The organism is Sphingopyxis sp., from assembly GCF_025869345.1.
Classification (GTDB): Bacteria; Pseudomonadota; Alphaproteobacteria; order Sphingomonadales; family Sphingomonadaceae; genus Sphingopyxis.
This window is the reverse complement of sequence record NZ_JAOZVW010000145.1, coordinates 1-25,570: the sequence shown is the minus strand read 5'-3', so window position 1 is coordinate 25,570 and position 25,570 is coordinate 1. Positions and strand designations below refer to the sequence as shown.

Below are 25,570 nucleotides of genomic sequence, written 5' to 3'. Positions count from 1 at the left end.
GTGCGGGTTCTCGCTTCGCTCGAACGAACCCCTCGGCTTCGCTCGGGGAATCGGGTTTATTCAGATTTCTTCCGGCGTTGACCTCGCCCGGCCTTCGCATTAGCGCTCCCCTATGACAGCCTTTCTGGATTTCGAGAAACAGGTCGCGGCGCTCGATCGGCAGATCGCCGAACTGCGCGAGATGGGGGACGATCCCTCGCTCAACATCGATGGCGACATCGCGCGGCTGGAGGACAAGTCCTCGAAATTGCTGCGCGACATCTATTCGAAGCTGACCCCGTGGCAAAAGACGCAGGTCGCGCGCCATCCCGACCGGCCGCATTTCAAACATTATGTCGCGGATATGTTCGACGACTGGATGCCGCTGGCGGGCGACCGCAATTTCGGCGACGACCAGGCGATCCTCGGCGGGCTCGCGCGCTTTCGCGGCCGCCGCGTGATGGTGATCGGCCATGAAAAGGGCGAGGATATCCCGTCGCGCATGAAGCATAATTTCGGCATGGCGAAGCCCGAGGGCTATCGGAAAGCGATCCGCCTGATGCAGCTTGCCGACCGCTTCGGCCTGCCGGTGGTGACGCTGGTCGACACCTCGGGCGCCTTTCCCGGCATCCAGGCCGAGGAGCGCGGCCAGGCGGAAGCGATCGCGCGCTCGACCGAGCAATGCCTCGCCCTGGGCGTGCCGATGGTCGCGGCGATCGTCGGCGAAGGCGGGTCGGGCGGTGCGATCGCGCTGGCCGCGGCGAACCGCGTGCTGATGTTCGAACACGCCGTCTATTCGGTGATCTCGCCCGAAGGCTGCGCCTCTATCCTCTGGCGCACGTCGGACAAGGCGGCCGATGCGGCGACCGCGATGAAGATGTCGGCGCAGGATCTGCTGGGGCTGAAGGTCATCGACCGCATCGTCCCCGAACCCGTCGGCGGCGCGCACCGCGCGCCCGAGGCCGCGATCCGGTCGCTCGGCGATGCGATCGCCGAAGAGCTCGATTTGCTGGTCGGATTGCCGCGCGAGAAGCTGCTCGATGCGCGCGAGGAGAAGTTCCTCGCGATGGGACGGGGCTGACAGGGAACGGGAGCAAGGCGCCCGCGTTCTGCTGATTTAGCCCCTCCCCCTTCAGGGGAGGGGCTTGGTTCGACCGATGGGGAGTCTCGGATAATGCGGAAGACGAAATACAGGCTGGCGGCGGCGTTTGCGCTTTCGGCGTTCGCTTTCACCGGCGCCGCCGACGCGCAACTGAAGGCGATCCGGACCCAGACGAACATCACGCCCGCCGAACGCAAGCAGGGCGACGAGGCGCATCCGCAGCTTCTCGCCGAATTCGGCGGCGCCTATAATGGTCCGCAGGCGGCCTATGTGAACCGGATCGGGCAGAATATCGCGGTCCAGTCGGGCCTGTCGCGCTCGCCGAAGGATTTCACCGTCACTCTGCTCAACTCGCCGGTGAACAACGCCTTCGCGATCCCCGGCGGCTATATCTATGTCACGCGCCAGCTCATGGCGCTGATGAACGACGAGGCCGAACTCGCGGGCGTGCTGGGGCACGAGGTCGGCCATGTCGCGGCGCAGCACAGCAAGAAAAGGCAAAAAGCGGCGACGCGCAACACGATCCTCGGTGTGCTTGGTGCGGTGATCGGCGGTGCGATCGGCGACAATGGCGGGCTGCTCGGCGGGCTGGGCGGCCTGCTCCAGAATAATGCGATGCAGGCGGCGCAGCTCGCGACGCTCGGCTATTCGCGCGGGCAGGAACTCGAGGCCGACCAGCTCGGCGTCCAATATCTGAAGAAGGCGGGCTATGACCCGCTAGCGCTGTCGACGATGCTCGCGAGCCTCGCCAACCAGACCAATCTCGAGGCGCGATTGTCGGGCGGCGACGCGCGGTCGATCCCCGAATGGGCGAGCACCCACCCCGACCCCGCCTCGCGCGTCCGCAACGCCGAAAGCCTGGCGGCGAAGGTCGGGCGCGGCGGCGTGCGCAACGCCGACGCCTTTCTCGCCTCGGTCGACGGGGTGCTCTATGGCGACGACCCCGCGCAGGGGGTGATCGAGGGGCGCGATTTCCTGCACCCCGCCCTCCGGCTCAAATTCACCGTGCCGAACGGCTATGGCATGCAGAACGCGACCGACGCGGTTTCGGTGAGCGGCAACGGCGGCCAGGCGCAATTCACGACCGCGGCCTATAATGGCGACATGAACGCCTATATCGCGGCGGCGTTCAAGGCGGTGGCAGGCAATGCATCGCTGAGCCCGGGCAGCGTTCAGCGCACGACGGTGAACGGGATTCCCGCTTATTATTCGGTCGCGCGCGCCAACACCCAGTCGGGGCAGGTCGACGTCACCGTCTTCGCCTATGAATTTTCGCGGAGCAGCGCCTTCCATTTCGTGACGCTGACGAAAGCGGGCGGTGCGGGCGTCTTCAATTCGATGTTCAACAGCGTCCGGCGCCTGAATGCGAGCGAAGCGGCGGCGATCCGGCCGCGGCGGGTCGATGTCGTCACGGTCGGCCGCGGCGACACCGTCGCGACGCTGGCACGGCGCATGGCCTATCCGGATTATCAGACCGAGCGGTTCCAGGTGCTCAACCGCCTGACCGCGTCGAGCCGGCTGACGCCGGGGCAGAAGCTCAAGATCGTCGTCTACGCCAGCCGCTGACGCGAAAAGAGGAGCGGAAGACGATGTCTTCCGCTCCTCCTTCCTTCATCCGGTCCGCCTCGATCGGGATCGAGACGGAGCAGAGGAGGCTTACGTCTTGGAGTTGGCGGTATTGAGTTCGGTGCCAACCTTGGTGAAGGTGTTGCTGACACTGTTACCGACGGCGCCCATCGCGGTGATGCCGGCGACGGCGATCAGAGCGGCGATCAGGCCATATTCGATGGCGGTCGCGGCCTTGGTGTTGCGGATGAATTTCTTGAAGAATTTCATGACTGGTCTCCTGATGCTTCACTTACCCTGTTGACGGTCTGGTCTGGGTCAACATCCGCAAAGTTAGGGGCAATTGGTTTTGAAAAGCTTAATGCCCGAATGTCTTTGCTGCGCTACCGAGTCCCATTTCTGGACCCTAATTGCGGTTCATCGCTTCAGTCGATGTATCGGAAACATGGTTCCACATCGTGTTGGCGGATTTCCCCACCGCCGTCATGGCGCTCATTGCAGCGATGAAAATCAGGGCCAGTATCAGCCCGTATTCGACGGCTGTCGCGGCTCTGGTCGACCGCAGCAGCCCCTGAATCTTGTTCATTGTTCCGCCCCTGACTGAAGTTATAGTTCCCGAGGCTTTCGAGGGTCGCACAGGAGGGTTAATAATTTGTCCGTGTCCAATGCGGGAAATACCGCCGTTTCCATCCTCACCGTCGTCGCCGCGGCGCTCGTCGACCGCGACGGGCGGCTGCTCGTCCAGCAACGGCCGGACGGCAAGCCGATGGCGGGATTGTGGGAGTTTCCGGGCGGCAAGATCGAACCCGGCGAGACGCCCGAACGTGCGCTGATCCGCGAGTTGGCCGAGGAATTGGCGATCGACGTCGATCATAGCTGCCTCGCTCCCGCCTGTTTTGCGAGCGACACGCTGGGGGACCGGCATCTGCTGTTGCTGCTCTATGTCTGCCGCAAATGGCGCGGGACGCCGCAGGCGATGCATGCGAGCGCGCTGCGCTGGTTGCGGCCGATCGAACTGCACACCCTCGCCATGCCGCCCGCCGACCTGCCGCTGATCGGGCTGATCGAGGCGCTGGTTTAGGGCGTCGCGCGTCAATCGGCACTATCCCAATTCCGTTCGTATCGAGCGAAGTCGAGACACCCATCGGACGGTGAGTCGAATTAAGGGCTCGATGCTCTAGGAAAATATCTCACCCGCGCGTCTTCAACGCCTCCGCAAGCGAAGCCGATCCGCTGCCGCGCCGCGCGGGTTTCGGCTGATCGGGGTGCGGCGCCCAACCGCTGAAGTGGATCAGGCGGAAAGTTTCGGCGATGCGTCCGTCGGGGTCGGCCTGCGCGGCGAAGGCGGCGGCGATCCGCGCCGCTTCCTCGCGCGTCAGCGGCGGCGGCGCGGGCGAGAGGCGGCTCGACAGGCCGGCGGCGCGCAGGTCGCGGACCAGCGCGAACCAGTCGCCATAGCGCACGGTCAGCGCGTCGACGTCGACCACCGGCAGCGCGAAGCCGGTGCGCTGGAGCAGATTGCCGATCGACGCCAGGTCGATCTGCGGATGCAGCCGCGCGATCGAGCGCACGCCGTCGCTCATCACTGCGCGGCGCTGGCGCGGCAGGCTGCCGTCGCCGAGGAAGGCGCCGAGCAGCAGGCCGTCGGGCGCGAGCAGCGCGCGAAGGCGGACGAGCGCGCCCGGGACGTCGTTCACCGCTTCGAGCCCGCCCGGCCAGACGATGAGGTCGAAGCTCGCCAGCGGCAGGTCGATCGCATCGACCTCGCCGGCGAGCGCGCCCACCGCCGCGGCCAGCCGCGGCCCCGCTTCGAACAAGGTGAGGTCGGTTCCGGCCCTGCGCAGATGGTCCGCCAGCCCCGCGTCGTGCGCCCCGATCAGCAGCGTGCGCGCAAAGCTCCGCGTCACCATCGACAAGCGGTCGAGCAAGGTGTCGGCGATGATCGGCGCGAGGAAATTGGCGGCGGCGGGCAGGCGCGCCATGCGGTCGCGCTGCGCGGCGTGGCGGGCGGGGGAGAAAAGCGGCGAGGGCTGCGACATGCGCGCGCTTGTGCCCCTCCCGGCGATGCTGCACAAGTCGCGACATGGGGGACGACTTGACGATGGCCGCCGGGGATGCCGAAATCGACGTGCACGGCGCGACGGACAGCAACGCAGGGCAGACGCTGTTTCGCTTTCTACGAACGGCTGGGCGCGCCGCCGTCGATTATGCGCTGCCGCCGCGCTGCCCCGGATGCGGGGTGATCGTCGGCGAGGATCGCCAATTTTGCCTGTCCTGCTGGTCGTCGCTGCACTTCCTCGACGGCCCCGCCTGCGCGCGTTGCTCGATTCCGCTGCCGACCGCGCTGCCCGGCGGCGCGGTCGAATGCGGCGCGTGCATGGCCGATGCGCCGCCGTTCGACGGCGCGCCCGCGGCGGTCGCCTATGGCCCCGTCGCGCGCACCGTCGCGCTGCGCCTCAAATATGGTCGACGCACCGGGCACGCGCGGCTGATGGCGCAATTGATGGCGCGGCCGCTGGCGGCGCTCGGCAGGAGCGAGGAGGTGCTGCTGGTGCCGGTGCCGCTCCACCGCTGGCGGCTCTGGTCGCGCGGCTTCAACCAGGCGGCGCTGGTCGCCGAGGCGCTGGCGCGGCTGACCGGCGCCGCGCACGACCCGCATCTGCTCGTCCGGGCGAGGGCGACGGCGGCGCTGCGCGGCAAGGGACGGCGCGAGCGCGAGCGGATCGTCGCGGGCGCCTTCGCGCTCGCCCCCGATGCGCGGGCGCGGGCGGCGGGGCGGCATCTGGTGCTGGTCGACGACGTCCATGCGAGCGGGGCGACGCTGCGCGCGGCGGCGCGGGCGCTTCGGCGCAGCGGCGCGGCGCGCATTTCGGCGCTGAGCTGGGCGCGCGTCGTCCCCGATGCGCTGATGACGAGCAACATATTTGACTTTGCCTCGTTGGATTCCGATATCGGGGACGAAAGGACGGCAGGATAGCCATATGGCGACGATCGAAATCTATACGAAGGCGTTTTGCGGCTATTGCGCGCGCGCCAAGGCGCTGCTCGACCGTAAGGGCGCCGCCTATCGCGAAATCGACGTGACGATGGATCGCGCCGGCCATGAGGCGATGGTCGCGCGCGCGAACGGCGGACGCACCGTGCCGCAGATCTTCATCGACGGCCGGCACGTCGGCGGCAGCGACGATCTCGCCGCGCTCGAGGCCAAGGGCGAGCTCGACGCGCTGCTGAAAGCGGGCTGAGATGATCGTCTTCGACCTCTGCTGCGCCGCCGGCGGGCATCGGTTCGAGGCGTGGTTCGCGAGCAGCGACAGCTTCGCCGACCAGCAGGCGCGCGGGCTGATCGCCTGCCCGGTCTGCGGCGATGCCGAGGTGAAGAAGGCGGTGATGGCGCCGCGCGTCGGCGCGAAATCGAACCAGGCGGCACCGGTCGCTGTGGCTCCGCCCGCCAATACCGCTGATCCCTCGCCCGAGCTGGTGCGCAAGGTGCTGGCCGAGATTGCGGCGAAGCAGGCAGAGATGCTGCCGCAGTCGCGCTGGGTCGGCCGCGATTTCGCCGCCGCGGCGCGCGCGATGCACGAAGGGCGCGCGGCGGAGGATCTGATCCACGGCCAGGCCTCGCCCCAGGAGGCGCAGGCGCTGCACGAAGACGGCATCGCGGCGATGCCTTTGCTGGTACCGATCGTCCCGCCCGACGCGATCAATTGATCGCGATTGACGCTCGCCGCTCCCCGCCGCTAAACGAGCGCCGGCGCGCCCGTAGCTCAGCAGGATAGAGCATCAGATTCCTAATCTGGGGGCCGTGGGTTCGAATCCCGCCGGGCGCACCATTGCCGAACAAAAGAGAGAACCGCGGGCGCGGCCCGATCCGGGTCGGCCGGGGCGCTCCTTGCGAGCGTGGCTTTGGACCCGCCGATCCTGTCAGCAATTGTCATCATTCCTACGGGCTTCGTCAGCGGACAAGATGGCGGGTAACCCCATAGGTCGGTTCCCACGGAAACGATCGATGGATGGGGGCCATGACGAAGCGATTCTCGACCAGCCTGGCGGCGCTTGCGCTGGGGGCCATGATGCCGTTGCAGGCGGCCGATGCGCAGGAGGCGCCGGTGCCCGCCGGCTATGATGCGCTGGCCGGGCAGGCCGGCGAGCGCGCCGGCGATCCCGATTTCGACTATCGGCTGGGGATCGCGGCGCTCGACGCGGGCCATTATGGCGAAGCGGTGATCGCGCTTCAGCGCGTGCTGGCGGTCCAGCCCGACAATGCCCCGGCGCGCGCCGAACTCGCCCGCGCCTATGCGCTCGCCGGCGACATCGACACGGCGCGGCAGGAATTCGCCACCGTCGTCGACGATCCCAGCCTGCCCGATCCGGTACGGCAGCGCTTCACCGGCTTCGTGCGCCAGTTCGATAAGCAGATCGGCGGCGGCGGGTCCGACGTCTCGGGCTTCCTCGATGCGCGCGCCGGGCACGACAGCAATATCAACGCCGCGACCGACCTCACCAGCATCGTCATTCCGCTGTTCAGTTTCCTCGGCCCCGGCACGCTCGGCCCCGGCGCGGTCGCGCGGGACGGTGAATATTACGAGCTTCAGGGCGGGGTGTCCGCAGTCACCGCGATCGGGCGGCAGGACCGGCTGTTCGCGAGCGCGCTCGGCAACTGGCGCGACAATTTCGATAGCCGCGGTTTCGATCAGGCGGCGCTGACCGGCACGGCCGGCTATGCGCACAGCTTCGCCAACCGCGACGTGGTGTCCTTGTCCGGGCAGGCACAGAAATTCTGGCTCGGCCACGACGGCTATCGCACCTCCTACGGGGTCATCGGCCAATATACGAAGACGCTGGATGGCGGCCGCGCGCTGACGCTGTCGGCGCAATGGAACCGGCTCGACTATGACGGCGCGCCGCTGCGCGATGCCGACCGCTATGCGATGGGCGTCGGCTATGTCACGCGCACCGTCGCCGCCAATCTGACCGGCGGCAAGGAAGAGGTGCGCCGCCGCGCGGGCGATGCCGAATCCAACTGGTTCGCGGGCGCCAGCATCGGCGGCGAATTTCCGGTGGCCGCGAAACTGGCGCTCGTCGCCGGGGCGGCGTTCGACCTGCGCCGATACGATCAGGCCGACGTGCTGTTCCTGACGAAGCGCAACGACGAGCGCATCGACCTGACGGCGGGCGTGAAGTTCGCGCTGACCGACAGGCTCTTCTTCCAGCCGCGCGCCACCTGGACGCGCAACTGGAGCAACATCGCCCTTTACGATTACGAACGCTGGACCGTCTCGGCCGGCCTTCGCCTCGAATTCTGATCCGCTGATCCTGGGGAGAGACCACGCCATGACCGCCAATCCCAATCTTCGTTTCAGCGCCGTGCTGATGGCGACCGTTTCGGGCCTGTCGCTTGCGACGCCGGCGCTGGCCGCCGACGTCCTCTTCTCGTCGAAGGGCGACACCGCGCTATCGCTCGGCGAGCGCGTCCATCAGGTCGACGGGCTCAAGCAGATCCGGCTCGACGGCGGCGCGACCGTGTCGGTGCTCGACGCCGCCGACTATCGGATCAACGCCGACGGCTCGGTCGATCTCTATGCGGGGAGCCTGACCGTCGCGAGCGGCGCCGGGGAGACGATCGTCCATATGCCGGACGGCATCGAAGGGCGGGTCGGCGGGCGCGGCGCGGCCGCCAACTTCAGCGTCGCCGCCGATGGCACCGGCCGCGGCCATGCGATGACCGGCCAGGCGAGCATCGGCCGCGCGGGCGACATGCGGCGTTTCGATGCGGGCGAGATGTTCGCTTTCGCGCCCGGCAAGCGCCCCGAGCGCACCGTCGCGAACGGCGCGCAGGCGACCCCCGGCGCCGATATGCCGCAGATTGCGTCGATGGCGGACGGCGGCCCCGCCGCCGCCGCGCAGAACGGGGTGCCGGTGACGCTGGGCGATGCGCTGGCGGCCGCCGGAGCGTCGAGCGACATATTGGCGGCGGCGCGCCGCGTCGATGCGGCGGTCGCCAATCCGGCGATCGAGAGTTTTCCGAGCGGCGACCTCGCGCTGCTCGTGGCCAAGGCCGGCGATGTCGCGCACGCCTATGGCGGCTCGCCCTTTCCGGCGGCGCAGGCCGACATCGTCCGCACCTATTTATCGTGGCTGGCCGGAGGCGGCTCGCGCGCTGCTTTCCTCACCGCTTATGCGGGCTTCCTCGGCGACTATCTCGACCTGCTGCGCTCGGGCGCGGCGCCGTCGAGCTTCGGCGCGGCCAGCCTCGCCGACATCGAGGCGTTCCTGGCCTATAGCGACCGCAGCGGCCGGCTGGCCCAGCTCGGCGCGAGCGACCGCACGCTGGCCGAGGCCTATCTGGCCTTTCTGCGCGGCGGCGGCGACCGTGACCTGTTCACCGCGCGCTTCGTCGATTTGACCAGGGCCTATTTCGCTTTCGTGCGGGGCGGCGGCGATCCCGGCGATTTCACGCAGGCGAGCGCCGACACCATCGCCCGCTACATCGCCTTCCTGTCGGAGAGCGGGCTGGCCGCGCAGCTTGGAGCGAGCGACCGCGCGTTGCTCGATGCCTATCTGGCGAACGGCGGGCTGGCGTTCGCCGGCCAGTATCGCGCGGCGCTCGACGGCTATTATGCCTGGCTCGCGGCGGGGCGGCTACCGAGCGGCTATGCCGCGCTCGATGCGGCGACGCTCAAGACCTATCTCGAAACGCTGTCGCGGTCCGGACTGCTCGCCAGCGTGGCCGGCGACCGGGCGGCCTTCTTCTCCGCCTATCTCGACTGGCTGCGCGGCGGCGGGGCGCCCGATGCCTTCGCGGGCCTGCCCGCCAATATCTTTGCAGGCTATGCAGAGGCGCTGACCGCCTATTACGGCTATCTGGAGAAGGGCGGGGTCCCATCGGCCTACGCCGCGCTGACCCCGGTGCAGATCCGCGCCTATCTCGCCGCGCTCGATGCGGCGGGGGCGAGCGGGCGCTTCCTCGACGACCTCGCCGATTTCTATTCGGGCTATTTCGCTTTCGTCGCGGGCGGCGGCAATCCCGATCAATATGCCGGGCTGCCGGTGCCGCCCGATTATCCCGCCTTCGCCGCGGCGCTCAACGCCTATGCGGCCTTCCTCGCGGGAGGAGGTTTGCCGGCGGACTATGACGCGCAGAGTCTCGCGACGCTCAAAACCTATCTCGACGCGGTTGCGGCCTCGGGCCAGCTTGCCAGCCTTCTCGGCAACAACGCCACGCTGCTTGACGCCTATTTCGCCTATCTGGCCGGCGGCGGGGCGCCGAACGGCTTCGGCGGCCTGCCGGTCTATGCCGACTATGTTTCGGCGCTGAACGCCTATTACGCCTATCTGGCCAACGGCGGCCTGCCGGCGGCCTATGGCGCGCTGACCCCGGCGCAGATCCGCGCCTATCTCGCCGCGCTCAACGCCGCGGGGGGATTGGCCGCCTTTGCCGATCTCGATGGCTTCTTCGCGCCCTATTACGCCTATCTGGCGAGCGGCGGCGATCCGGCCCGCTATGCCGATCTTCCCGCCTATGACAGCTATGTCGCGGCGCTGAACGCTTATTATGCCTATCTCGCGAACGGCGGTTTGCCGGCCGGCTACACGAAGCTGACGCAGGAGCAGGTCGCGGCCTATCTGGCGGCGCTGAACGCGGCGGGCGGCTTCGCGGCGCACGGCGATCTCGACGCCTTCTTTGGCGCCTATTACGCCTTCCTTGCGGGTGGCGGCAATCCCGCCGATTATGGGGGGCTGCCCGTCTATGCGAACTGGCTGCAAGCGGTGCAGGCCTATTACGCCTATCTGCTCGGCGGCGGCGCGCCGTCCGGATATACCGCGCTGACCCCCGAACAGGTCGAAACCTATCTGGCCGCGCTCGACCGCGCGGGCGTGCTCGAGGATCAGTTTTCGGGTGCGGCGCTGCAATTCCTGACCGGCTATCTCGCCTATATCGAAACCGGCGCCGACCCCGACCGGTTCGCGGGGCTGCCCGGCAACGGCACCGATCCCGGCACCAACCCGAATTATCCGGGCGGTTTCCCGAGCGGTGTGACCGGCGCGCGTGCCTATGCCGCCCATGCCGGCGTCTCCGCGCAGGCGTCGGGAGCGCCCCAGCTCGACGCCAACGGGGCGCTGACCGACGCGGGCGACCTTGCCAACGTCAATGCGGAGGTCGCCGATGTCGGCGGCGATGCGTCGGTGGTCGTCGGCCGCTATACGAACGGGACCGCGCGGTTTCGCGGCGGCACCGTCGCCATCGGACCCAACGGCGGCCTTCCCTGGGTCGTCACCGCCCCGCTCGCCGCGCCGCTGCCGACGACGGGCACGATCGATTATGAGGTGCTCGCCGCGACCAAGCCCGTCTTTGCCTCGGGCCGCGCGGCGCCGGGCAGCTTCGACGCCGATCTGACCATCGGCTTCGGCCCGTCGAACCTCAGCTACGGCTTCGACGGCACGATCGTCATGCCCGAGGATGGCGGCGACGTCCGCTACGACTTTGCGTCGGCCGGACGCGACACCGGCGCGCTGGTGAGCACCGGCAGCATCAATCCGGTCTTCAACATGAACGGCACGATGACCGGCAGCGGCGACGCCTGTAGCAGCGACAATTGTCTGATCCTCTTCTACGGCGGCTTCGGCGGCTCGGAAGAGCGGATCGGCATGACCTATCAGACCGTCGACAACCCCAATTTCCAGCGCGCCGAGCGCATTCAGGGCACGGTCGCCTTTGCTGCCACCGGCACCGGCGGCGGCGACCCCGACCCCGACCCGCAATACAACAGCGTCGCGGCGCCGCCGCAGTTCGCCTATGCTGGCGGCTTCGATCCGGCCAGCCCGGTCGTGGGCTTCATCACCACGCTGACGCTGAAAGGCGGGCCGGTGGTGCCGGGCAGCGAAACGGGATCGCGGGCGACGGCATACGATCTCGCCGCCAACGGCGGGCTCCTTCAATATACGCGCGAAGGGGGCGTCACCAGGACGAACGGCAGCACGACGATCACCGACGTGTCGGGCAACGCCGACATGCTGATCGGCCGCTGGACCGACGGCGTCAACACGGGCGCCAATCCCTTCACGCTCAGCGCCGACCAGGGGCTGCATTATATGCTGGTGCGGCCGGTCGAGACCGGCTTCGCGCTGCCGGCGCAGGGCCTGATCAGCTATGACCTGCTCGCCGCGACGCGGCCGACGATCGTCGACGGCTCGCTGCCGGCCGGCGGGTTCGATGGCGACATGGCGATCGTGCTGGGCACCGCGCCCAAGATCGCGTTCGACGCCACCATCACCATGCCGGGCCTGCTCGGCCAATCCAACCGCACGTTCCGCTATGCGACCACGGGCGGCATGGCCGACCCGGCGCAGAGCGACACACCGCTCACCACCTACAGCGGCGGCCTTTTCGCGTTCCGCGTTTCCGGGGTCGCCGGACCCGATTGCCAGACGGCGGATTGCCAGTTCGACGCCAAGGGGGCCTTTGCCGGCGGCAGCGAGCAGCTCGGCCTGACCTATCAGGCAGGCAACGACCTGGGCGATGCCAAGGCGGTGATCGGCGCCGCGCTTTTCGGCAACGGCACGCTGACCGGCGCGCCGCCGCCGGTGACGAGCACCGGCAACCCGGCGAACGCCGACGTGCTGACCGACATGTTCGTGACCGAAGCGGGCCGCAACGAGACGATGGATCTCGACACGAGCGGCGGCAATTTCGGCTTCGTCTCCTACCAGACCGACGCGGCGGGGGAGATCGTCGCGCTGAAACAGCATTTCAACCTCCGCCTGTCCGACGGCATCGGCTCCGCCCGCAATGCCGACGACGGCCAGACCGCCAGCGGCACAGTCCGCTGGACCCGCTGGACCGAAGGCACGCTGGCGACCGTGCGCGCCGGACCCGTGCAGCCCATCACCTTCAGCGGCAATCAGGGCTATCACATCATCGTCGGCACGCCCGCGACCGATCTGCCGGCCAGCGGCCGGGTGGATTATCAGCTCGCGGGCGGCACCAGACCGACCTCGGTCGCGGGGATTGGCCTGCCGGGCGAGCTGACCTCGGGCGCGGCCGCGGTGCTGTTCGGCGCGACCCCGAAACTGGGCATCGAAATGGCCTTCACTCAGGACGGGGCGAGCTATGCAATGCAAACCGCGGGCGGCCTTGCCGACGTCGGGGCGAGCGAAATCTCGATCGGCGCGACCTCTGCCTTCCGGGTGATCGGCACCTATGGCCAGGGCGTGAGCGTCGATGGCGCAGCCTGCGGCGGCTGCCGGCCGATCTGGGAAGGCTTTCTCGCCGGAACCCAGGGCCGCGAAATCGCGCTGACCTATACGATGCAGCGCCAGAGCGGCGATCGCATCATCGGCGCCGCAGCGTTCACCGCCACGCCGCCGGCCACCAACCCTTATGCCCGTGCCCCCGGCAGCGCCGGGATCGCAGCGGCGCCCGGCGGCGGCTGGGATCGCTGGACCGCGCCGGCGGGTTCGCCTCCCGCGTTGGTTGATCCCGCCACGCCGCCCGCGCCGGGCGTGACGCCGATCGCCGGGGCCTCCCCCGCCACGCTGCGCGCAGAGGCCGAGGCGTTGCTGGGCGGACTGGTGTCCTTTCGGTCGAACAGGCCGTAGGGAGAGGAAAGCCCGGCCTCCTAACGGCGATTGTCATCGGAATGACAGCCTTGGTGTGTGGGCCGCGTCCGCCGCGCGGCCCATAATCCCGTTGTTTCGGACAGGGAGGGTTTTCATGAAAAAGTCGATTGCCGTCATCGCCGCCGCCGCCGCGCTGCTTGCGGGCACTGCGTCCATCGCGCACGCGGCGGAGCAGGAAGAGATCACGCTCGACAAATGCGCGCAAAGCTATGGCACGATCGCCGTGGTCGAGGGCGATACGCAGGGCTGGTCGGACTATGGGCTCGGCTCGCCGCGCGAACTGATCAATTCGCTCGCGCGCGAATCGGGCTGCTTCACGCCGCACAATCCGGCGGCGGGCACGCCCGCCGATTTCCTGATGAACGTCGTCGCCGGCGATTCCGAAGAGGTCGACAAGTCGGTCGAGATGGCGAAATCGGCGGCGGTCGAAGGGCTGGTCCGCTCGGGTGCCGCGAGCAGCATCATCTCCAAGGTTCCGGTGGGCGGTGCCCTGCTCGGCATGTTCGGCGGCCTCGGCGGCAAGAAGAAGCGTGTCGCCGCCGGGATCAAGCTGCTCAGCCCTGCAACCGGGCAGGCGATCATCGCGGGCACCGGCGAGGTGCGCAAGACCTCGATCAGCTTTGGCGGCGGCAATGCCTGGACTGCGGGCGCCAACGCCGCCGGCTATGGCGCGAGCAAGGACGGCAAGATGCTCGTCGAGGCCTTCGTCAAGGCCTTCAACGCGGTGTCCGCGCAAGGCGCGACCCTCGCTTCGCTGCCCAAGGCGCAGCCGGTCGTCGTCGCCGCCGCGCCTGCTGCTCCTGGGGCGAATGTCGCGATCGACACGGTGATGCGTGCGACGCCCGCTGCCGACGGCGCTTCGGTCCGCGCCTTGCGCGCCGGAACCGACCTGACCCCGACCGGCAAGCGCGACGGCCTCTTCATCGAAGTGAAGGACGGCTATGGCACTCAGGGCTGGGTGTCGGTCGAGGATCTTGGCTGAGCGTCCGGCTTGCCCCGGCCCGGTGGCTATGTCACAAGGGCCGGGGTCGCAATCTCGGGGGAATGACTGCGCCAACAGCATGGAAACGCTGAAAATCCTGTATGTCGAGGATGATCAACGCGCCGCGGGCGAGGTTCAGGAGCTGGCCGCGCGTCGGGGCGATATCGTCGTCTGGGAAAATAGCGGATCGGGCGGCCTGCTGCGCGCGGGCATGGAAAAGTTCGACGTCATCATTCTCGACCGTATGCTCGGCGATCTCGACGGGCTGACGATCCTGAAGCGGCTGCGCGAAAGCGGGGTCGGGACGCCGGTGCTGATGCTCTCGGCGCTCGGCCGCACGACCGATCGCGCCGAAGGGCTCGACGCCGGCGCCGACGATTATCTCGCCAAGCCGTTCGAGGCCGAGGAACTGCTCGCGCGCCTGCGCGCATTGCACCGGCGCGCGGCCGGGCGCGAGCATAGCGCGGTGATCCTCTATGGCGCCTTCGAATGCCATGTGAAGGCGCGCACCGCCTTTCGCGACAACCGCCACCTTGCGCTCAGCCCGCGCGAGTTCGAGCTGTTCCGCTATTTCATGGAGAATGCGGGCGAGGTCGTGACGCGCGAGATGCTGTTGCAGGACGTGTGGAACATGTCCTTCGACCCGCAGACCAATGTCGTCGACGTCAATGTCGGGCGGATGCGGCGCAAGCTGGAGGAGGGGTTCGCGACCCCGGCGCTCGAAACGATCTGGGGCTCGGGCTATCGCCTGCTGGACGGGAGATAGCCGCCATCGCCGCCCGCCGTTCCATCTTCTCGCGCCTCGTCGCCGTTGCGATCCTCCTGTCCCTCGCGCTGGTGCTGGGGCTGTGGACGCTGACCGACCAGACGATCCGCTCGACGCTGGAGACGTCGGCGCGCCGCGCGATCGACGTCGATCTCGCCGGGCTCGCCGACATCTATGCGACCAGCGGCCGCGACGAGCTCGAACGCCGGATCGCCGACCGGCTCGCGATCACCCCGCGCGACGGCAGCGCGCCGCATTACATGCTCGCCGACGCGGCCGGGCGGCGCATCGCGGGCGACATTCACCAATGGCCGAAGCTCGATCCGTCGGTTTCCGAAAGCGGCGCGATTCGGGTGGGCGAGGGGACGGGTGCCTATGCGCGCGCGACGCGGCTGGCGCCGGACCTGCAACTGCTGGTCGCACGCGAGACGTCGGACAATGGCGCGCTTCGCCGCCATGTCGCCTTCGCCTTCCTCGGCGGCGGCGCATTGTTCGTGTTGCTAGTCGGCGCGCTGGGCAGATCGGCCGCGGGGCGGCTGCACTGGCGCATCCAGCGTCTGAACGAGGCTTTTCGCGAATCCGACGACGAGCGGCTGACCGCGATGACGCCGGGCCGGCGAACCGACGAGATCGACGAGCTGACCGGGCACAGCGCCGCGGCGCTGGCGCGGCAGAAGCGGCTGGTGGAGGCGTATCGCGACACGTCGGACCAGATCGCGCACGAGATACGTACGCCGCTGATGCATCTCGACGGGCGGCTGACCAAGGCGCTCGCCGCCGATCCCGGCGAAACCGTTGCCGCGCGGCTGCTCGAAGGACGCGCCGACATCAAGCGCCTCGTGGCGATGCTCGAATCGTTGCTCGACATCGCGGCGAGCAAGGCGCGCCAGGGCGATCGTCACGGCCTCAAGCGGTTCAACCTCAGCGAAATGGTCACGCGAATCTGCGAGCTCTATGCCGACAGCGCCGAGGATTCGGGCCATATCTTCGCTTGGGATATTGCGCCCGGCATCCTGTTCGACGGGGAGGAAATGCAACTGACCCAGCTCGTGACCAATCTGCTCGACAATGCGCTCAAATATGTGCCGAAAGGCGGGGCCATCCGGCTTTCGCTCGCTGGTGGTCCCGTGCTGACCGTCGAGGACGACGGCCCCGGCATCGCCGAGGCGGATCGCGAGAAGATTTTCCGGCGCTTCTACCGCAGTCGCGGCGAAGCGTCGGATTCGCCGGGGAGCGGGCTTGGCCTGGCGCTCGCGAAAGCAATCGCCGAACGCCATGATCTGACCATCGCCCTCATGCCCTCGGATCGGGGCGCGCGCTTCGTCGTGAAGGAACAGGGCGCATGATCGCGAAGGCGACGGGACTGGGCGCTGCGATGGCCCTGATGCTGCTTTCCGCTTGCGCCGCGCCGCGCGCGGTCGAGGGGAATGGAGAAGCGACCGCGTCGCCGGCCAGCCGGCTCGCGCGCGACATGCTGGCGGCGGACGCGGCTTTCGAGGCCGGCGATCGCGCCGCCCTCGCCGATGCGGTGCAGCGGATCGAGCGGCAGGGAGCGCGGCCGATCGATGGCGATGCGCCCGATCCCGTCCGTCGCTGGCGCGCGGCGCTCCCCGATGCCGCTCCGCCGGTGCGCGGCCGCGCGCTCGGCCCCGGCTATGTTCGCGGCACATTGGCGCCGGGCGCGGCGCGGCGCATGGACCAACTCTTCCTGTCGGGGCAGGCGGCGACGGTTGCGGCCAATTCGCGGCCGCAGAAGGATCTGCGGCTGAAGATATTCGACGGCGCGGGCAAGCTCGTCTGCGACCGCTCGCCTGCCCATGTGCGCGACTGCCGCTTCACGCCCGTCTTCACGCAGCGTTACCGGATCGAGATCGTCAACGGCGGAGCGGCGACGGCGCATTATTATCTGGTGGTCGATTAGGGCGGATTTTCGGGGGAGAAGATATGGTGACGGGGGAAATCGGCCGGGCGGCGCGGGTGGCGTGGATGGCCGCGGCGCTGTCGTGCAGCGCGGCGGCGTGGGCGCAGGATGGGGCGCAGGACGGCGCGATCGATCGTAGCCGGCTGGACGCCCTGACCGCGCAGTTCGATGCCGCGACGGCCGACGCCGACCCCGCCGGATACCGCGCGCTGGCCGACGAGACGCTGGCGGAGGCCAAGCGCCTCTACCCCGCCGATCATCCCGACGTCGCGCTCGGCGAACTGCATGTCGCCATGGCGCTCGCCTTTGCCGGCGACATGGACGCCGCGCTCGCCATCGTCGATCGCGTGATCCCGCGGCTGGAGGCCGATTCCGCCTATCGCAACAGCTGGCGCAACGCGCTCGGCGCGCGCGCCTATATCCTCAATTTCAAGGGCGAGCATGACGCGGCGCTCGCGCTCAACGAGCGGCTGATCGCCGATTATGAAGCGCTGCCCAAGGGGCGGAACGAGCGCGACTATGCGACGACCCTGTCGAATCTCGCGGCCTCCTATCTCGAACACGGCCGGCTCGACGATGCGCTCGCGCGCAACCGGCAGGCGATCGACATCGCGCTGGCGCTCGATCCGGTTCCCGCCGACGTCGCGATCTGGAACGCCAATCGCACCGTCTATCTCTATTCGGCCGGCCGCACCGAGGAGGCGATCGCGACGGCGCAGGACGCCATCGCGCGCGTCGGCACGGCGATCGGTGCCGACCATCCGATGATGGCCAATCTCTATGCCAATCTCGGCGCGATCCTGCTGCGCGTGAACCGCCCGCACGACGCGATGCCGATGATCCGCCGCGCCTATGAGCTGACCGAGCGGGCCAACGGCGGCCCCAATCAGAACAGCGCGGCGATGCGCGTCCAATTCGCGCAGGCGCTGATCCGCGCCGGGCGCGACGCCGATGCGATCGCCTTTCTGGACGCGGCGACGCCGATCATCGACGCGCAGCTCGGCGCCGAGAGCGACCGCGCGCTGGTCGCCCGCGACACGAGGCTGATCGCGCTGCTCGACACCGGGCACGGGGCGGAGGCACAGCCGCTGGCGCAGGAACTGCTCGGCATCCGCGACGCGCGCCTGCCCGAGGGGCATCGCGACCGCGCCAACGCGCGCGACAATCTGGCGAAGGCAGCGTTCGCCAACGCCGACTGGGCGACGGCGGAACGGGCCGCGTCAGAGGCCGCCCAGTTGCGCGGCCGGATGCTGCCGCCCGAGCACCCCGATCTGCTGGTCTCGCGCGCGATGCTGCTCCGGGTGCAGGACCGCGCCGAAAGCAGACCCGCGGCGGAACTGATGGCCGAGGCGCGCGCGCTGTTCCGGGCGCTGACGCTCAACGCCAATCTCGCGCGCGGATCGGCGCAGGCGGAACGCCAGCGGCCTGCTTATCGCTGGCTCGCCGAACTCTTCGCGCGGCGCGGCGCGATCCAGGATGCGTTCGAGGCGCAGCAATGGGCGGCGCGGAGCAGCCTCGACGATGCGCTCGCGATCGTCGAAAGCGAACGCGCGGCGACGGCCGAGCCCGATTTCGCGGCGACGGTCGCCAGGCGCCGCCAGCTTCTCGCGGCGCGGCAGGGGCTGGAGGCGAAGCTGGACGCCAATCTGATGCGCCCGGATGCCGGTTTCGATCTTGCCGGCCTGACCCGCGAACTGGACGGCAACCGGCAGGCGATCGCCGCCCTCGACGCCGCGCTGCCGGCCGCGCAGCGGGCAAGGCTGGTCTTCACCCCGTCGACGCTCGCGCAATTCGCCAGCCCGGTTTCGCCGCGCGGCGCGTCGGTCATGTTCACCGATCTCGGTCCGTCCTGGCTGGCGACGATGGCGACCGATGCCGGGACGCGGCAATATCTGATCCCCGACGGGGCGGGGCTGGCGGGCCTTGTCGCCCGGCTGCGCGCCGCGATCGACGGCGGCGCGGCGTCGAATTTCGATCCCGCTGCCGCCGCGGCGCTCTACGCCCGGCTTTTCCCCCGCGAGGCCGATGCCATGCTGAAGGGCGCGGAGCGGCTGACGGTGATCGCCAATGGGCCGCTCGGCGCGCTGCCGTTCGGGATGCTGATGCCGGATGGCGGGCGCAAGGTCTATCTGATCGACCGCATGGCGATCAGCCGGCTGGTGCGTGCTCCGCAGGGCGCCCTCGTCGAAACGGGAACCGGCGCGATCGATACGCTGGTGGCGCTCGGCGGCGTAGAGGGCCGCCGGACGGGCGAGCGGATGGCAATGCGATCGAGCGGCGCCGCGCGCGCGATCGACGAATTGCCCGACCTGCCCGATGCCCAGCGCGAACTGGGGTCGCTGGCGGAGGCGCTCGGGACCGGCAGCAATCATCTGCTGATCGGCGACCGGGCGACCGAGGCGGGCCTGCGCGCGGCCGCGGTGCCGCAGGGATCGGTGCTCGCCTTCGCCACGCACGGCCTGTTGCCCGGCGATTTCGACGGGTTGGACGAGCCGGCGCTGCTGCTCAGCCCGGCGGGCGATGACGATGGCCTTCTCAAGCCGAGCGAGATCGGCGCGCTCAGCCTGCCGGCGCGTCTCGTCATCCTTTCGGCCTGCAACAGTGCAGGCGCGGCCGGCGCCGACCGGCCCCAGCTTTCGGGGCTCGTCCAAGGGTTTTTCCTTGCCGGAGCCAAGGAGGTGATGGCGAGTCACTGGCCCGTCCGCGACGATGTCGCGCGGCGTCTTTCGGTCGGCACGGTTCGCGGGATGCGCGGCGGCGAAACGCCTGCCGATGCGCTGCGCGCCGCCATATTGACGGTTCGCGAGGGAAGCGACGGCGAAGCAAGGCTCGTCAGTCCGGTGCTATGGGCTCCATTCGAGCTTTTTTCGGGCTGATTTAGCGATCATGTCATCCATGCTGTGCGTGGAAAGTCTGCATCAAGGACAAGCCGGTTTTCATCCTCCTGGGTGCGCCATTGCCGATCTTTCAGCCAGGCGATTCTTCGGCAAGGACGCGGAGCTCGTCCGGCGATCGGATGATGACATGATGATGGCGGGTGGCGAGCAGGCCCTGGCGTTCCCAGCCGGCGACGAACCGGCTGACGGTGTGGAGGGTGGTGCCCGCGATGTCGGCGATGTCCTTGCGCCGCAGCGGAAAGTCGATCCGCACGCCGTCGCCGGTCCGCCGCCCCGCCTGGTCGAGCAGCCGCAACAGCGTTCGCGCGACGCGCCGCTCGGCGCTTTGCGTTGCCAGTTCGCGCAGCCGCTCCTGCGCTTCGCCTAGCCGCTTGCCGACGATCGCGACCATGTTGATGGCGAGCTGCGAATGGCGCTCCATCAGCGCGAGCAGATCGGCGGGGTCCCAGCTCAGTTCGAGCGAATCGACCATCGTGGTCGCGTCGGCGGGATAGAGGCCGTCGGTCAGAACGGGGACGCAGCCGAATATCTCGCCGGGGCCGATGAAGCGGACGAGAATCTCCTCGCCGTCGCTGCCCGATTGCGTGATGCGCACGCAGCCCGACAGCAGAGCATGGGCGCGCCCGGCGCGCTCGCCCTGGTCAAAGACCCGCAGGCCTCGCGGCAGCGGCCGCGCACGGGCCAGCGCGGCGGCTTCTTCCCGCACGGCGCGCGGCAGCGCGGCCAGCAGCGCGACGTCGGCGAGCATTTCCGCGTCGATGGGAATCGGGGCAGCCATAGGCCTTTCTAGGTCCGTTGCGGCGGGAAGGGGAGAAGTTTGATCCAGCGCAAATTCCTCGCCGTCGATTCTGCTATCGTGCGGGGCAGGGGCGAGGGGGCGGCCCATGGAGATTGGACGATGTTCTGCCCGGAATGCGGTGAAGTGATCGGTTCGGGGCCGCTCGACGCGCGGCGCCTGCGCCATCCCGGCGATGACGGCCTTGCGAAAGCCGTCGGCCGATGGCTGCATGCCTTCGTTCGCCGCGCCTGGCTTCGGGAGCGTTGAGCATGGCGCTGCATCATTGCGGCCCCGGCGAAGTGGCGCACCTTGCCGCACTCGGCGACCGGGCCACCACGACGGCGGCGCTGGCCCGCACCCCGTCCTTCGAGGCCATTCATCTGGTGGTGCGCGCCGGCCAGTCGATCGCGCCGCACCGCGTTGCGGGATCGCTGACGCTCTATTGCATCGCGGGGCACGCGCGGATCGAGAGCGACGTTCCGGCCGAACTCGAGACCGGCGACTGGCTGTTCCTCGAACCGGGGGCGCCGCACGCGGTCAAGGCGGTCGCCGACACGTCGCTGCTGCTGACGATCCTGTTCGACGAAAGCGCGGCGGGCTGACACGGATTATTTGAAACGACAGGGGGTTTCCATGGGCGAATATCGCAAGCTCTGGTGGACGTTGATCGCGGTCCTGACGGTGACCTTCGCGATCCTCGGCATTTCGGGGGTCGAGGTCTATCGCAAGGCCCCGCCGATCCCGGCCGAGGTCGTCACCGCCTCGGGCGAGGTGCTGATGACCCGCGAGGACATCATGGCCGGGCAGGCGGCGTGGCAGAGCACCGGCGGGATGCAGCTCGGTTCGATCTGGGGGCACGGCGCCTATCAGGCGCCCGACTGGTCGGCCGACTGGCTGCACCGCGAACTCACCGCCTGGCTGACCCTTGCGGCCGAGGACGGCTATGGCAAGCCGTTCGACGCCCTCGCCGTCGAGCAGAAGGCGGCGCTGACCTATCAGCTCAAGCAGGAATATCGCCATAACGCCCTCGATCCGGCGACGGGCGTCGTCACCGTGTCGGATCGCCGCGCCCGCGCGATCGCGCTCGTCGCGGCGCATTATGAGAGGCTCTACGGCACCGACCCGGCGCTGCATGAGATGCGCGACAATTATGCGATGAAGGAAGATACGCTGCCGAGCGCGGAGAAACGGCAGAAGTTGACCGATTTCTTCTTCTGGACCGCGTGGGCCGCCTCGACCGAGCGGCCGGGGACGGTCGCGACCTACACCAACAACTGGCCGCCCGAGCCGCTGATCGGCAACCAGCCGACGCCCGAGAATATCCTCTGGTCGCTCGCCTGCGTCGTCATCCTGATCGCGGGCGTCGGGGCGCTGATCTGGGGCTGGGCCTTTCTGCGCCGCCACGACGACACGCCGCTCGTCGCCGCCGACAAGGACCCGCTGACGCTCGCGGCGCTGACCCCGTCGCAACGCGCGCTCGGCAAATATCTGTTCGTGGTGCTCGCGCTGTTCATCTTTCAGGTGTTCATCGGCGGCTTCACCGCGCATTACACGATCGAGGGACAGAGCTTCTACGGCATCGATGTCTCGCAATATTTTCCTTACGCGCTGACCCGCACCTGGCATGTGCAGAGCGCGGTGCTGTGGATCGCGACGGCGTTTCTCGCCGCCGGGCTGTTCCTAGCCCCCGTCATCCACGGCGGCGACCCGAAGCATCAGAAGCTGGGGGTCGACCTGCTGTTCTGGGCGCTGATCCTGGTCGTCGTCGGGTCGTTCGCGGGCAATTATTTCGCCATCGCACAGGAAATGCCCGACGGGCTCGGCTTCTGGCTCGGGCATCAGGGCTATGAGTTCCTCGACCTCGGCCGCGTCTGGCAGATCGCGCTGTTCGCGGGCCTGCTCTTCTGGCTGGTGCTGATGCTGCGCTGCATGATGCCCGCGTTGCGGCGCGAGAAGGGGGGCGACCGGAGCCTCTTGCTGCTGCTCACTGTCTCGACCGTCGCGATCGGGCTCTTCTACGGCTCGGGGCTTTTCTATGGCGAGCGCACCCATATCACGATCATGGAATATTGGCGCTGGTGGGTCGTGCACCTGTGGGTCGAGGGCATTTTCGAGGTGTTCGCGACCGCCGCCATCGCCTTCATCTTCGCGTCGATGGGGCTGGTGTCGAAGCGGATCGCGACCGCGGCCAGCCTCGCCTCCGCCTCGCTGTTCATGGTCGGCGGGGTGCCGGGCACTTTCCACCACCTCTATTTCTCGGGGACGACGACCCCGGTGATGGCGGTCGGCGCGGCGTTCAGCGCGCTCGAGGTCGTGCCGCTGATCGTTCTCGGTTACGAGGCGTGGGAGCATTGGAGCCTGCGCGACCGCGCGCCGTGGATGCGTGCGCTGCGCTGGCCGCTGATCTGCTTCGTTGCGGTCGCCTTCTGGAACATGCTTGGCGCCGGGGTCTTCGGCTTCATGATCAACACCCCGGTCGCGCTCTTCTACCTTCAGGGGCTCAATACCACCGCGGTCCACGCCCATGCGGCGCTGTTCGGGGTCTACGGCTTCCTGGCATTGGGCTTCACCCTGCTGGTGCTGCGCTACATCCGGCCCGAGATCGCGTTCAGCGAGCGGCTGATGCGCGTCGGCTTCTGGGGGCTCAACGCGGGACTGGTGCTGATGATCTTCACCAGCCTGCTGCCGGTCGGCCTGTTCCAGTTCGAGGCGAGCGTGACCACCGGCATGTGGTATGCGCGCAGCGACACCTTCCTCCAGCAGGGCTTCCTCGAAACCTTGCGCTGGGTCCGCACCTTCGGCGACGTGGTGTTCATCGTCGGCGGGGTCGCGGTCGCGTGGCAGGTCGTGATCCTCGGCCTGTGGCGGAAGGGCGCGCGGGCATGAGCATGGTGATGATGGCCGCCGCCGCACCGGGCGCCGATGCGCGCTCGCCGCTGTGGCTGCGCGGCGGCTATCGCCTGCTCTTCGGGTGCGGCGCGCTGTGGGCGGTCATCGTCGTGACCTTGTGGGTCGGCGCGCTCGGCGGGCGCTGGACGCTGCCGATCGCGATGGACCCGCTCGCTTGGCACCAGCATGAGATGCTGTTCGGCTATCTCGGCGCGATCATCGGCGGCTTCGTCAGCGCCGCCATGCCCAACTGGACGGGGCGGCCGACGGTGACCGGCTGGCGGGTCGCGGCGGTCGGCGGGCTGTGGCTGGCGGCGCGGCTGGCGATCCTCTTTTCGGCGACGGTGCCGCCGCTCGCCGGCGCGGCGCTCGATGTCCTCTATCTCCTCATCCTGCTCGCCTATGCGGCGCGCGAGATTTTCGTCTCGGGCAACCGCAACAAGCCGATCCTGATCATCCTCTTCCTGTTCGCGACTGCCTGCGCGCTCGACCATGCCGCGATGATGGGCGCGCTCGCCGACCCGATGCTCGGCGTGCATATGGGCTTTGCGCTGATCCTGCTGCTGATCTCCCTGATCGGCGGGCGCATCACCCCCGCCTTCACGCGCAACTGGCTGATGCGGCGGGGGAGCAAAGAGGGCCTGCCGACCTTGCCGAACCGTTTCGACATGGCGGTGATCGGGGCCACCGCGCTGGCGCTCGCGGCGTGGGTCGCGGGACCCGCCAGCGCCGTCGCGGCCGGATTGCTGATCGCGGCGGGCGCGCTCCAGTTCGTTCGCCTCGCGCGCTGGGCGGGGGTGAAGGCGCTCCGCGATCCGCTCGTCTTCGTCCTCCACCTCTCCTACGCCTGGCTGCCGGCGGGGCTGGTCCTGCTCGGCTGTGCGACGCTGCATCCGGTTCTGCCGGTGTCGAGCGCGGTGCACGCGCTCGGCGCGGGGGCGATGGGGGCGATGACGCTGGCGGTGATGACGCGCGCGACGCGCGGCCACACCGGCCGCCCGCTCGAGGCCGACCGCGCGACCGTCCTCATCTATATCCTCGTCCATTGGGGCGCGCTGCTGCGCGTGATCGCGCCGCTGCTGCCCTTCGATTATCTGACGGTCATCGCGGTGGCGGGCGGGCTGTGGGCGGCGGCTTTCCTGCTGTTCCTGCTCGCCTATGTCCCGATGGCGGTGCGGCCGGCGCGGACGGCATGACCGAGGCGCTTTGGGAGCCATCGTCCCTTCCCAGCAGCGCCGCAGTCGACTATGACGGGCGGGTGACCGATTGTGCAACCTGCGTCGTCCGCAACCGGGCCATCTGCGCGAGCCTCGATGCCGACGAACTGGCGCTGCTCGGAAAATTGGGCCGCCGTCAGCGGGTGAAGGCCGGGCACACCTTATTGTGGGAAGGGGATGACGCGCCGGTCGTCGCCAATGTCCTCGATGGCGTGCTCAAGCTGGTCGTCGCGGCCGCCGACGGACGCGAGCAGATCGTCGGTATCGTCTTTCCCTCCGATTTCATCGGCCGCCCGTTCGGCAAGGAAAGCCCCTATAGCGCGACCGCGATGACCGATGCCGAGGTGTGCATCTTCAATCGCAAGAGCTTCGACGAATTTGCGAGCGCGCACCCCGATCTGCAGCACAAGCTGCTGCGCCGCACGCTCGATGAGCTCGACCGGGCGCGGCACTGGATGATGCTGCTCGGCCGCAAGTCGGCGTCGGAGAAGGTCGCTTCCTTCCTGCTCGAAATGTCCGAGCGACTGTCGGGGCAGGGCTGCAATGCCGGGACGCGGAGCGGGTTCGAACTGCCGTTCGGCCGCCAGCAGATCGCCGACATATTGGGCCTGACGATCGAGACGACGAGCCGCCAGCTCACCAAAATGCGCGCCGACGGCCTGCTCGACCTGCCCTCGCGCCGCGAGATCGTCATCAACGACCGCGCGGCGATGGAGGACATGGCGGGGTGACGCTCTCCTGAGTGCCTGCCTAGGGATTGTGGGGATTCAGCCACGTGTGGACTGGCTGATATGAGGATATTATCGTGTTCCCCCGCGAAGGCGGGGGTCCAGAGCGGGCTGGCGCAGGGCTGCTC

The 25,570-nt window shown here is 68.7% G+C and carries 22 protein-coding genes and 1 tRNA gene; 19 read left to right on the top strand and 4 right to left on the bottom strand.

The features are described from left to right. The first annotated feature begins 112 nt into the window (after positions 1-112). Positions 113-1,060 (top strand): acetyl-CoA carboxylase carboxyltransferase subunit alpha, encoded by a 948-nt coding sequence (locus OJI97_RS15760; RefSeq protein ID WP_297665026.1) that lies wholly within the window; start codon positions 113-115, stop codon positions 1,058-1,060. A gap of 93 nt (positions 1,061-1,153) precedes the next feature. After that, a complete protein-coding gene (locus OJI97_RS15755) occupies positions 1,154-2,647 on the top strand; it encodes a M48 family metalloprotease (protein ID WP_297665025.1) in 1,494 nt (497 codons plus the stop codon). Positions 2,648-2,737: 90 nt separating this feature from the next. Here the strand turns inward: OJI97_RS15755 and OJI97_RS15750 are convergent, their stop codons facing one another. Further along, positions 2,738-2,917, bottom strand: a complete 180-nt coding sequence (locus OJI97_RS15750; RefSeq protein WP_297665024.1) for a Flp family type IVb pilin — start codon at positions 2,915-2,917, stop codon at positions 2,738-2,740. 136 nt (positions 2,918-3,053) lie between these two features. Beyond that, a complete protein-coding gene (locus tag OJI97_RS15745; protein WP_297665022.1) occupies positions 3,054-3,233 on the bottom strand; it encodes a Flp family type IVb pilin in 180 nt (59 codons plus the stop codon). Between the two features lie 72 nt (positions 3,234-3,305). On the opposite strand from OJI97_RS15745, the gene OJI97_RS15740 reads away from it, so the two are divergent. After that, on the top strand, positions 3,306-3,728 hold the full coding sequence (locus OJI97_RS15740) for a (deoxy)nucleoside triphosphate pyrophosphohydrolase (protein WP_297665020.1): 423 nt from the start codon (positions 3,306-3,308) through the stop codon (positions 3,726-3,728). Between the two features lie 109 nt (positions 3,729-3,837). On the opposite strand, the gene OJI97_RS15735 is transcribed toward OJI97_RS15740, so the two are convergent. Further along, a complete protein-coding gene (locus OJI97_RS15735) occupies positions 3,838-4,686 on the bottom strand; it encodes a methyltransferase domain-containing protein (RefSeq protein ID WP_297665019.1) in 849 nt (282 codons plus the stop codon). 44 nt (positions 4,687-4,730) lie between these two features. Here OJI97_RS15735 and OJI97_RS15730 point away from each other — a divergent pair, with 44 nt between their 5' ends. The 11 genes from OJI97_RS15730 (at position 4,731) to OJI97_RS15680 (ending at position 19,809) form a co-directional block, all read left to right on the top strand. Next, positions 4,731-5,624, top strand: a complete 894-nt coding sequence (locus OJI97_RS15730) for a double zinc ribbon domain-containing protein (RefSeq protein ID WP_297665018.1) — start codon at positions 4,731-4,733, stop codon at positions 5,622-5,624. Positions 5,625-5,628: 4 nt separating this feature from the next. Next, complete coding sequence (gene grxC / locus OJI97_RS15725; protein ID WP_297665017.1) at positions 5,629-5,889, top strand: glutaredoxin 3; 261 nt, start codon at positions 5,629-5,631, stop codon at positions 5,887-5,889. Position 5,890: 1 nt separating this feature from the next. Beyond that, positions 5,891-6,355, top strand: a complete 465-nt coding sequence (locus tag OJI97_RS15720) for a DUF1178 family protein (RefSeq protein ID WP_297665016.1) — start codon at positions 5,891-5,893, stop codon at positions 6,353-6,355. 45 nt (positions 6,356-6,400) lie between these two features. Further along, positions 6,401-6,477, top strand: a tRNA-Arg gene (locus OJI97_RS15715). Between the two features lie 189 nt (positions 6,478-6,666). Then, positions 6,667-7,950 carry a tetratricopeptide repeat protein gene (locus OJI97_RS15710; RefSeq protein ID WP_297665014.1) on the top strand — a complete coding sequence of 428 codons (1,284 nt, stop codon included), beginning with the start codon at positions 6,667-6,669 and terminating at the stop codon, positions 7,948-7,950. Positions 7,951-7,978: 28 nt separating this feature from the next. Beyond that, the gene (locus tag OJI97_RS15705) at positions 7,979-13,243 is read left to right on the top strand and encodes a hypothetical protein (protein WP_297665012.1); all 5,265 of its coding nucleotides are present in this window, start codon (positions 7,979-7,981) and stop codon (positions 13,241-13,243) included. Positions 13,244-13,358: 115 nt separating this feature from the next. After that, entirely contained in the window at positions 13,359-14,246 is an 888-nt protein-coding gene (locus OJI97_RS15700) for an SH3 domain-containing protein (RefSeq protein ID WP_297665010.1), read from the top strand. 79 nt (positions 14,247-14,325) lie between these two features. Beyond that, positions 14,326-15,012 (top strand): response regulator transcription factor, encoded by a 687-nt coding sequence (locus OJI97_RS15695; RefSeq protein ID WP_297665008.1) that lies wholly within the window; start codon positions 14,326-14,328, stop codon positions 15,010-15,012. Positions 15,013-15,083: 71 nt separating this feature from the next. Further along, a complete protein-coding gene (locus OJI97_RS15690; RefSeq protein WP_297665006.1) occupies positions 15,084-16,358 on the top strand; it encodes a HAMP domain-containing sensor histidine kinase in 1,275 nt (424 codons plus the stop codon). Beyond that, positions 16,355-16,933: a hypothetical protein gene (locus tag OJI97_RS15685; RefSeq protein WP_297665004.1), complete on the top strand. Its 579-nt coding sequence runs from the start codon at positions 16,355-16,357 to the stop codon at positions 16,931-16,933. The genes OJI97_RS15690 and OJI97_RS15685 overlap by 4 nt, the downstream gene beginning before the upstream one ends. Before the next feature lie 23 nt (positions 16,934-16,956). Continuing rightward, on the top strand, positions 16,957-19,809 hold the full coding sequence (locus OJI97_RS15680; protein WP_297665002.1) for a CHAT domain-containing tetratricopeptide repeat protein: 2,853 nt from the start codon (positions 16,957-16,959) through the stop codon (positions 19,807-19,809). Positions 19,810-19,900: 91 nt separating this feature from the next. Here OJI97_RS15680 and OJI97_RS15675 read toward each other — a convergent pair whose 3' ends face one another. Then, entirely contained in the window at positions 19,901-20,608 is a 708-nt protein-coding gene (locus OJI97_RS15675; protein WP_297665000.1) for a Crp/Fnr family transcriptional regulator, read from the bottom strand. 39 nt (positions 20,609-20,647) lie between these two features. Between OJI97_RS15675 and OJI97_RS15670 the strand changes: the two genes are divergently transcribed. From OJI97_RS15670 to OJI97_RS15650, 5 genes are all read left to right on the top strand, one after another. Then, on the top strand, positions 20,648-20,875 hold the full coding sequence (locus OJI97_RS15670; RefSeq protein WP_297664998.1) for a hypothetical protein: 228 nt from the start codon (positions 20,648-20,650) through the stop codon (positions 20,873-20,875). A gap of 2 nt (positions 20,876-20,877) precedes the next feature. Further along, positions 20,878-21,210: a cupin gene (locus tag OJI97_RS15665; RefSeq protein ID WP_297664997.1), complete on the top strand. Its 333-nt coding sequence runs from the start codon at positions 20,878-20,880 to the stop codon at positions 21,208-21,210. 31 nt (positions 21,211-21,241) lie between these two features. After that, positions 21,242-23,494: a nitric-oxide reductase large subunit gene (locus OJI97_RS15660; RefSeq protein WP_297664996.1), complete on the top strand. Its 2,253-nt coding sequence runs from the start codon at positions 21,242-21,244 to the stop codon at positions 23,492-23,494. Continuing rightward, a complete protein-coding gene (locus OJI97_RS15655; protein WP_297664994.1) occupies positions 23,491-24,693 on the top strand; it encodes an NnrS family protein in 1,203 nt (400 codons plus the stop codon). Before OJI97_RS15660 ends, OJI97_RS15655 begins: the two co-directional genes overlap by 4 nt. 62 nt (positions 24,694-24,755) lie before the next feature. Continuing rightward, positions 24,756-25,445 carry a Crp/Fnr family transcriptional regulator gene (locus tag OJI97_RS15650; RefSeq protein ID WP_297665027.1) on the top strand — a complete coding sequence of 230 codons (690 nt, stop codon included), beginning with the start codon at positions 24,756-24,758 and terminating at the stop codon, positions 25,443-25,445. Positions 25,446-25,570: the final 125 nt, after the last annotated feature.